Raw genomic sequence first — 9,540 nt, 5'->3', positions numbered from 1 at the left:
GTCTTTTTTTCTTTTAAAAGGGTCTGAATAATGACTCTTTCTTTAAGGGTTAATCGTCTATGTTTTTTTACTTCCATTTTACAAATCTATAATTTTAGATTTGTTGCGTTAAGTTATTGAATAGACCCGGTTTTTTTTAGCTTGTTGCCAACGTGTTTGTATATGGTTTGTTGCGTGGTTTAAGCAACTAAGTTAGTAAATAATTACTGACCAAGAAAGTCCGCGAGGACTTTCGCAAGTAGGCAAGAAGCCAGCAATAAAATATATACGGTGTTGGCAATAGTTATTTTTTTATGCCTGAAATACGATTGAAAGCAGGTAACGATTTTGAATTTAATTCTTTGTATTTTTCAAGCCAATAGTTTTCCCATTTTAATTGTTCATCGTCTTGTTCAATATAGGAGTATTCAATCGTTTTTATTTCCCATTTATCACGACCGTTTTCATTTAACCTATTTCTGATATTTCCTTTTCCGATATATATTATTTTGTTTTCACTATCCAAATACCTGTAAATTCCACTTAAATTAGAATCAATTTCTCTTCTATTTTCATAAGTGACTTTTAATTCAAAAGATGGACGTATTCTTATTCCCCAAAGATTTTTTCTTTGAAATGCTACAAATTTTTTTTCTTCATTATTTCTTGAAGAATTAATATTTTCTACCCAATTAAACCGTTTAATTACTTCACCAGCACTTGAACGTTTACGTTTTGCATCAAAGCTGTAGCAATTGTCACTTATTCTCTCTTCTTGGAAATTAAAGAATATCTCATTAGTTGTTTCATCTATTAGATAAATAACATAGTGCTTATCTAAAGCATTCGCCATTTTTAAAAAGGCAACATTGAAGTAAAATCTGTTATCTCGAATAGATACCACAGATTCATCTGATTCAATTTTTGTTCTTATAAATTCTTTTAATGCCATATTTATTAATTATTGCCAACGGTCTCGTATAACCGTCAGTTACGGGTTAAAGTACGCAAATTTTTCGGTTAAGCACTGACGTTAGCAATTCCGAGTGGATTCGGACGTAGTCGAATCCGCCGTAATTGCGGTTATACATTGTTGGCAAATCGGTTTTTTTATCCGAATAGTAATTTCGCTCGTTCATTTCCAATTTTATTCAATTCCGATTCGGTTTGTTTGTAATTCAATTCGTTGAACATTGATTTTAATTCAGTCAGATTGTTTTCAAACAATTCGCTTTCTTGCTCCAAATTCAGCCGTTTTGATAAATCAGATTTTCCAAACTTTGTGTTTTCTATTTCTGATTTATTTCTCCGATTTAAGTATGCGTTTATTAAGTCAAAATCATAAAAGCTTTCAGAGTAGAGTGAGGAAATTCGAGTTTCAATTATTCCTCTATCATTTACAATGTCAAAATTCAACCAACTGTTTTTAAAGCGATAAATTCCGCCCATTCCGCTAATATTAGATTCAGTTAATTCAAATCCATTGTTATTCAGAATATCGACAAAATATTTGTTCAGACTATTATCTAAATATTCCTTAATTCCCATTTTCTCTTTCTGATTGCGTTATTTTAACTGTTTGCCAACGGTCTCGTATAACCGTCAGTTACGGGATTAAAGTTAATAATTTTCGGTTAAGAACTGACGTTAGCAATTCCGAGTGGATTCGGACGTAGTCGAATCCGCCGTAATTGCGGTTATACATTGTTGTAGCACGTTTTTTATTCCGATTTAATGTCATCTTCTGTCTCGAATTTTCCGTCTGAACCTGCTGAAACGATTAAAAAACTTTTTCCATTTTCAGTCACGTAATATTTGTAAGGTCGATTCCACGAATCTTTTTTCCATTCCTGTCTCATAGGATTATTTCCTATCAATTCGTTTAATTCGTTTGGGTATTTTCCGAACTTCTCATTCCATTTTTCCATTCTTTCGGTTATTTCAACTATTTCATTTTTAGTTTTTTCTGGGAAAATAGATGTTCTCTGATAACTGAAAAATAGAAATGCACTGATACTTCCAACTACCAAAACTGTAATAACCATTATTGAACTCGGTTGTAGAAAATACCTTTGAAATGGTCTTTTTTTTCCGTCGGCTTTTTCCATTTTCGAGATTTTTTTATGATGTTTAAAATCCTCTCGAATAAGTCCGAATTCAGCTAAAGTAGATAGTATTAATTCAATCATTCGGTCGTTTTGGTAAATGTGCTACAACGTGATTGTATATGGTAAGTAAGGGTTAAGTATGTAGCTACCATTTCGGTCATTGAAATATGTAAAAAATAATAATATTAATCAAAACAATAAGTGAACCCTTATTTACTATATACGCTGTTGTATTAAGTACTTTATTCAAATGGCTAAATTTCCTGAATACCCACAATCTAACGCTATTGATGAAAAAATCAAACAAATAGCTTCATTCCATTTCCCTTTCATAACTGAAACATATTTAGAAGACCAAGTTTACGATTTAAAAACAGCAGTTTTAAAACTAAAGTCAGATTGTGATTTATATTTAGACTATATTAATTCCATTTAGTGACTATTCGCTCCCTATCTTTTTTATCTTTTCTTATTTTGCAATATATTAAAGGACATTCTTTATTGGGTTCAAGTACTATTTCAGTAACAATATACCATTCTCCGTTATGTGAATGGGTATCTCCTACACGTAGAGTTTCCCCTACACTTGTTGTTTCTGATTTAATTATTTGTTTTTTATTAATTACAATTAATATACATTCCATAGTTATTTGTTTTAGTGCTGTTTTAAATTATATATATTATGATTAATTATTTAATTTCTTTTTTTGTTTGGTTTGATAAAAAATCTGAAAACCCTAAAGTTCAGTTTTATACAAGTGTTATTGCTTTTGTTTTCACCTTAATAATTCTAATAAAACGGTTATTACAATAGAAATTATAGCTAAATAAAATCCACATTTACCATACTTAAAACTTTCAATAGTTCCTTTTCTTATAATTTCTTCTTGTGTTTCTTTTCTGATTTCTTTCTTTTTTTTATTTTCATAACTTTTTAATTCCTTTTCTAAGTAGTTCAACCACCCATTATCTTCAACTAACTCTTCTCCAAATTTAGATATATAACACATCTCTCCATCAATACTAATTAACCCTTTACTTTCCATATACTCAGAAAGTAATTCAGTTCTTACGTCCCAATTTTCTATTTGATTACCATCTTCATTTATAAATTCAGATTCATACATTCGTTTACTTTCTTTTTCGTATAATACTTTTAAATTTATATCAGTTAGAGTATCGTATCTTTTCATTCTTTTCCTTTTCTCTATTAGTATATTCTTTTGTATTTAATACAACGTGTTTGTACAAGGTTAGTTGCGTGGTTTAAGCAATAAATTTACTAAATAATTACTGACAAAGAAAATCCGCGAGGATTTTCGTAAGTTGGCAAAAAGCAAGCAATTAATTTTGTACGGTGTTGTAATGCGTAATTTTTATTTTTCAAATTTGAGTTCGTTTGTTTCAAGTTTAATAAATCCGAATTTTTTCTCTCCATCTGAACTCTTTAACATAAATTTTTTGAATTCAAGGTCACGTTCAGTACTACTTTCAGTCAATAAGGATATTTCCCAATTTTCGAATCCATTTTCATTTTTCCATTTTTTAATTGATTTCTTTAGTCTTTCAGATTGTCCGTCTTTTAGATTGTCGTAAAGCTTTTGGTTAGTTATCTCAAATTGCTCTCCAATTTTTTCAAAGTCAACGCGATAATGATGAATATGCTTTTTGTTAAAATTCTCAAATTCAAAGAAAGAAAATCGGTTGTCTGTATATTCAGTTTTGTCATTTTCTTTTGGAAAGTAGAAGTTGAAAAACACTTTATTCTCATTAATTTTGTTAGTCAACAAACTGCATAGAGAATCTAATTCCGAAAATGTTTTGTCTTTTTTCTTATCTAATGGTTTTGTAGAATAAATCTTATTTACCCAACGAAAAGTTCCATCATGATTTTTAATTCGATTGGAAATTGCTCTTGCTTTTGGAAAATAAACCCGAATGTCATTTTCAAGTTGTTCAGAAGCTTTAATCTTTACTTTAATTACCTCATATTCTTTTTCAAACCTTTGCTTGTCAAATTCAAAAGGACTTAGGTTTTCAAGGTTGTATTCAACCACGATAGGATAGTCATTGTTTTCTACTACATAAAACTGAAATCCGTAAATTTTTCCAAACTCGTGCCAAGTTCCAATAAATTCTGTTTTAAATTGGTTATTATAAATTTCCGTTATTTGAGATTCCATAAACTCAATTGCTTTCTTTTCTTCTTTCTCAAACATTTTATTTTGTGCTTGAGAATTACATCCAAAAGTCAAAAATATAAGAAGAAATAATATCTGGTATTTCATAAGTTTATTGTTGAGCTTTTATGCATTACAACGTGTTTGTACAAGGTTAGTTGCTGTGGTTAAGCACTAAATTTACTAAATAATTACAGACAAAGAAAATCCGAGAGGATTTTCGTAAGTAAGCAAAAAGCAAGCAATTAATTTTGTACGGTGTTGTGCGTTCGCCTTTTTTAGTATTGATGTTTATTCAATATACATTCATATTTCAAGTTATTTATTAAGTTTTTTATGTCACGAGCATTTTCCCTAGCTGTGTTCAACATATTTTCAGTTTGTATTTCTGTTGTTAGTTTTTTAATCTTTTCATTTAGAATTTCTTGATTAGTGATGTTGGAATTTTTTACTTCAACTGATAATTTATTGAGTAAGCTTTCTTTTGTTTTCTCTAAAACTTTATTATTTAGATCATTAAGTTTGTTTTGAAATGAATCTCTAGTTTCATCTGTAGGTTTTAATAGGTATATACATTCGTCAAAATCTTCTTTTTTTGAATAATCTACTCCAACTAAAACACTTTGACTTATATGAAGTTTAACTGAAAAAATTTTTGAACCAATATTTCTGTCAAAATTTACTCCTGAACCCTCTTTTCCTAATTGATAATTATTTTCATTATTGTAGATATTTAGAATATATAAAGCAGCCATTGAACGGATTAAGTTTTTCAGATTAGCTTTTGTTAATGATTTAACTCTATTATGTTTTACTGCTTGATATGCTCTTTGCCAATCAGAAGAACTTGTTCCTCTTTGATTAGCTTTTTTCAGAGGTGTTAAAATTTGATTTTCAGCAATTGAAAAGTAAAAATTTGTTCCAGATATTTGAACCTTTTTTTTACTTAATTGCCATTTTTTTTCTAATAGGTTCAAACAGTCAGTATCAAAATATAAATTTGAATCGTCTGGTTTTTCTCCTCCATTTTGGAAGTACAAAGTTTTTGATATTGATTCAATTTCAACAACTGTTCTTAATAATAATTCAGCTATTTTTATTGAATATACATTCAGTTGTTTATCGTCGATATGAATTAAATTAGATAAATCAGATAATTCTCTTTCTAAATTTTTATAAACTGTCCAATAATAATTATTCATTAAATTTATAATTTATCTCTCTTGATTTCTAGGTGACGCACAACGTGTTTGTGTATTGAAAGTTGCGATTTTTGTGAACGGCTATTTTCCGTAGGAAAATAGAAAGTGAATAAAAAAGCAGCAACTTTAATTTAAGCTAAAATTAAGCAATTTTTATTACACGGTGTTGCCAGTAGTAATTATACTAGTCCTGTGTAAGCTTTATAAGCTCTATTATATAAATCAACTCCAATTTTTCTTTCTATATTTAGTGTTGCTAAATATCGTTCCTTAAGATCTGTGTCTATTTCATCATAATAATTATCTAAAGAGCCTATAAAAACAAAATAAAAATCTTTAAAAAAATAAGTCGATTGTTCAGTTTTGTAAATACCTTGCATTCCTTTATATTCTTTATTATTTTCTTCAAATACTTTCGTTATATGATTAAAATGTTTGTCGAAAATTAAGTTCAATTCTTTTTTATTCAAGATTGACATTTTATTAGCATAAATATCTTCAAATAAATTATATCTCATTCTACTAAATTCTCTAACAAATATTTTGTTTTCGGCACCAATTTCATTTATTCTCAAATCAGTTATACTTTTCCAATCAGAGAACCTATCATTTTTTATTTTTTCTTTGTGAGATTTTTCAGCAGTTTTCAGCCTTTTTAGTCCATAAAAACCCAAAATTAGAGTTATTGTTCCCGCAAAAAGTTCTTTGAATTTAGTTATTTCTGCGAAATAATTATTAATTCCTTCTAGATCAAATTGAAAATTTCTTTCAATCAATTCCAAATGAACAATTAAAAAAGCTAATAAAGAAAATAAGCTTAATATAATTGAAAAAGTAATTATTACTATGTTGAAAATTTTTTGCATTCTATTTTGGTTTCCACTTTTATTACTGGCAACGTGTTTGTATATGGTTTGTTGCGTGGTTTAAGCACTAAATTTAGCAAATAAAAAACGAATAGAAAATCCGCGAGAATTTTCGTAAGTAGGCTTGCACTAGCAATAAATTATATACGGTGTTACCCAACGTTTTTTATTTTATATTCCAATTTCTATATTCGTCTGTATACTTATTTTTAAATCTTTTCATAGAAGCTTGAAATTGTCCAATAACTAATATAGCATCACTATTTGTAGGCAATGTTTCCTCGTCAAGTAAATCTAAAAAACCTATAGTCGGTTCTTCTATTAATAATTCTTTTAATTGAGTTAGAACTCTATTAACATTTTTAACTTTGAAAGTATTTAAAGGTTCATCTGGTTTCTTTTTTGAAAATTCTTTCATTTCCATATAAATGGAATCTATAAGTTCACTTAACATTTTGAATTTCTCGATGTTTTCTGACTTCTGATAATAGTATTCTTTCTTTGCCATTATTTTTTTATGTTTTTCGGTGGATATGTTTCTATTGTTGTTCCTTTCCAAGACCAGTAAATCTTCGCAACACTTCCGCTCATTGTATATTCTATTTTAGATGAAATATTCTCTTCACGTAAACTTTCCATACAGTTTATGTATTGTGATAAAACTAATGTTACGTCACTATTACTTGGTAATTCATTTTCTTCAAATTGTTCAAAATCATCAAATGGCTTATAATTCTTTCCAAGAAGTCTGTTTGCTCTTTTAATAACTTGATTTGTCATTTTCAATTTGAACAAGTTTAAAGCATCAGTGTATGATTTTTTTGAGAGAGTGCTTATCTCTACGTGTAAGCCTTCTAATTGGTTAAGTATTTTTTTAAATTCATCTACGTCTATTTTCATATGGTTTTGTATTTTAAGAAGGACAAGCCCTTATAAATTCTATATATTTTTTTTTGATTACTTCAATCGGATTTCTTTGTTTACTAATAAATACTTGAGTCATTAATTTTAAATCAGAATCGTCCAAAATTAAAATACATCTTCTTTGACCTGACCAAAGATCAATTGTATTTCTAAATACTTTTTTTGGTGGTGGTTTTCGAGTAATAATTATTCCAAATCGCCCAAATTGGTCATTTAAATATCTGTTAAGTTGAAAAATATGTTCTCGACTAACTTCTGCAACATTTTTTAATTCAAATACTATTTGTTTGGAAACATAATCGTTATAAATTTCTTTTAGAAAATCTGTCGAAGTGTTATTGTAGAATATTAAATCTCTTATTAATACTCCTGAATCAGTTCTACTTTGTTCTTTAGCAAAATCCAAATGTGGATATAGTAATGAAGCTAAAAGTTGACAAGTGTTATCTTCAAATTTTCTGTCTGCATTGTCTGTCTTTCCAGTAGGTAGTTTTGTTATAGTAGAAATTTTTCTTTTAGCAGAAGTTATAGGTATTTGATTAAAAAGCGGGTCATTTTTACAATCTTCACTTTGTTTTTCTTTAATTGCAGTATAAGCTTTTACTATATCATAATTATGTCGATTAAAGTTCAAAAGCTTGATTCTATCAGGAAATTCATCACCTTTATCATGAATGTTATTAACGTAATAATTTTTAAAATAATCATCTGGATTTATCCAAGGAATGTGTTTTAGCCATCTTTTTGGGGTAAATAGAATTGGTTCTTTTGTAATTGGGTTTACAGGTAAATGTGTTTCTTCTTTTCCAAATTCTAATTTCTTTGGATTATAAATGTTATTAAGCGTGACTTTTTCAATTGGTATTCCATATTTTTCGGATTGTTCAATTGTGAAATCGACCAAAAAGGATTGAATAAAATTGCAAGAAATATCGCTGACTCTATCTTTAGAGAAATTTTCAACTAACAATTGTAATTCCTCAAAATGCACGAATCCATTTTTTTGAATTTGTGGTATTGAATTAAATTGATTTAAAATTTTAGACGCAAGTTTTTCTCCAATTCTTTTACCTTTTTTAGTTTTTGAATTTCCAAGACCAACTTCATCACATTCTGAAGCTCGAATTAATAATTCAATTGCTTCTTTTTCTTTTCCTTTATTGAATAAGTGACCAATATGATTAAAACTATTTGTAATTAAAAGATGTAATGAAGTATCTTGAAGTGATGGCGATTTCCACATCAAAAACGGGTCAACATATAAAGGAATATCTTCATCAATAAATGGAATTGCAAAATCGACCTCTTCTTGAGTTATTGGGATATTGAAAAAATCATTAAGTCTTGGTCGTATTATGCTCATTTTTCAAATGTTGGGTAACGTGTTTGTGTTATAGAAAGTTGCGATTTAAATGTTCGGCTATTTTCCGAAGGAAAATTGAAGAACTTTAAAATTGCAACGACCTTTGATTAAGCTAAAAATAAGCAATTTTTTATACACGGTGTTGTAATTAGTTGTGAAACATTAAATTATTTACATATTTATAAATTCTATATTTTTAATTCACTCCTGATGTTATATGCTTAATATAAATAATCTGAAAATAAAAAAGATAAATAAAAAGGATAAAACAACATTCATTATTTTTCTCTTTATAGACCACTTTTCAAATTTTTCAAAGTACTTCAAATAAGTGTTGTTATTATACACTAATAAATTACTAAGTATAAAGGAAACTAATATCAAAATTATCAAATGATAACTTTCAAAAACTATTTTTAATTCAAACAGTTTATTGATATGTATGCCTAAAGTTAAAATTAATATTGAAATTATTACTAAAAATGCTCCAAAAACAAAGTTTTGACTAAAACCATATTCCTTATTAGTCCAAAAATTATTGTAATATTCCAAAGGATTTTCTATTCCATATTTATTTTTCATTCTTTTTTTTACAGAAGGTATTTTATATATTAATAAAAAAATATTTATTTTGTTAAAAGCAAAATGTAAAGTTCTCTCAGTAAGATACAAACAGAAGTAAAGTATATTTATTCTAGATTTTAAAAATTCCATTTTTATAAAATAATTTCAACTAATTCATTTTTTTTTCAACATTAGGATTTTCCTGAGCAATTAATTACAACGTGATTGTATATGGTAAGTAAGGGTTAAGTATGTAGCTACCATTTCCGTCATTGAAATATGTAAAAATAATAATATTAATCAAAACAATAAGTGAACCCTTATTTACTATATACGCTGTTGTATTAAGTACTT

12 protein-coding genes are annotated in these 9,540 nt (G+C 27.6%); all 12 read right to left on the bottom strand.

What is annotated here, in order from left to right:
- Positions 1 to 283: 283 nt before the first annotated feature.
- The 12 genes from KI686_RS11795 to KI686_RS11740 all read right to left on the bottom strand — a co-directional run bounded on the left by KI686_RS11795 (position 284) and on the right by KI686_RS11740 (position 9,336).
- Positions 284 to 931, bottom strand: a complete 648-nt coding sequence (locus KI686_RS11795; protein WP_237589519.1) for a GIY-YIG nuclease family protein — start codon at positions 929 to 931, stop codon at positions 284 to 286.
- Positions 932 to 1,089: 158 nt separating this feature from the next.
- Positions 1,090 to 1,527, bottom strand: coding sequence for a hypothetical protein (locus KI686_RS11790; protein ID WP_237589518.1), 438 nt, complete (start codon positions 1,525 to 1,527; stop codon positions 1,090 to 1,092).
- Positions 1,528 to 1,700: 173 nt separating this feature from the next.
- Complete coding sequence (locus KI686_RS11785) at positions 1,701 to 2,168, bottom strand: type II secretion system protein GspG (RefSeq protein WP_237589517.1); 468 nt, start codon at positions 2,166 to 2,168, stop codon at positions 1,701 to 1,703.
- 341 nt (positions 2,169 to 2,509) lie between these two features.
- Positions 2,510 to 2,731, bottom strand: coding sequence for a hypothetical protein (locus KI686_RS11780; protein ID WP_237589516.1), 222 nt, complete (start codon positions 2,729 to 2,731; stop codon positions 2,510 to 2,512).
- Positions 2,732 to 2,863: 132 nt separating this feature from the next.
- Positions 2,864 to 3,280, bottom strand: coding sequence for a hypothetical protein (locus KI686_RS11775; protein ID WP_237589515.1), 417 nt, complete (start codon positions 3,278 to 3,280; stop codon positions 2,864 to 2,866).
- 183 nt (positions 3,281 to 3,463) lie between these two features.
- On the bottom strand, positions 3,464 to 4,375 hold the full coding sequence (locus KI686_RS11770) for a hypothetical protein (RefSeq protein WP_237589514.1): 912 nt from the start codon (positions 4,373 to 4,375) through the stop codon (positions 3,464 to 3,466).
- Between the two features lie 170 nt (positions 4,376 to 4,545).
- Positions 4,546 to 5,469: a hypothetical protein gene (locus KI686_RS11765; protein WP_237589513.1), complete on the bottom strand. Its 924-nt coding sequence runs from the start codon at positions 5,467 to 5,469 to the stop codon at positions 4,546 to 4,548.
- Positions 5,470 to 5,648: 179 nt separating this feature from the next.
- The gene (locus tag KI686_RS11760) at positions 5,649 to 6,335 is read right to left on the bottom strand and encodes a hypothetical protein (protein WP_237589512.1); all 687 of its coding nucleotides are present in this window, start codon (positions 6,333 to 6,335) and stop codon (positions 5,649 to 5,651) included.
- A gap of 166 nt (positions 6,336 to 6,501) precedes the next feature.
- Positions 6,502 to 6,843 carry a hypothetical protein gene (locus KI686_RS11755; RefSeq protein WP_237589511.1) on the bottom strand — a complete coding sequence of 114 codons (342 nt, stop codon included), beginning with the start codon at positions 6,841 to 6,843 and terminating at the stop codon, positions 6,502 to 6,504.
- Positions 6,843 to 7,115, bottom strand: a complete 273-nt coding sequence (locus tag KI686_RS11750; RefSeq protein ID WP_237589510.1) for a hypothetical protein — start codon at positions 7,113 to 7,115, stop codon at positions 6,843 to 6,845. The genes KI686_RS11755 and KI686_RS11750 overlap by 1 nt, the downstream gene beginning before the upstream one ends.
- 133 nt (positions 7,116 to 7,248) lie before the next feature.
- Positions 7,249 to 8,622, bottom strand: a complete 1,374-nt coding sequence (locus KI686_RS11745) for a DUF8370 family protein (protein WP_237589509.1) — start codon at positions 8,620 to 8,622, stop codon at positions 7,249 to 7,251.
- 213 nt (positions 8,623 to 8,835) lie between these two features.
- A complete protein-coding gene (locus KI686_RS11740) occupies positions 8,836 to 9,336 on the bottom strand; it encodes a hypothetical protein (protein WP_237589508.1) in 501 nt (166 codons plus the stop codon).
- Positions 9,337 to 9,540: the final 204 nt, after the last annotated feature.

Origin of the sequence: Polaribacter sargassicola (genome assembly GCF_021991835.1) — a bacterium.
Lineage (GTDB): Bacteria > Bacteroidota > Bacteroidia > Flavobacteriales > Flavobacteriaceae > Polaribacter > Polaribacter sargassicola.
Note: the sequence above shows the minus strand (reverse complement) of the source record. Positions and strands in the feature narration are given on the sequence as shown.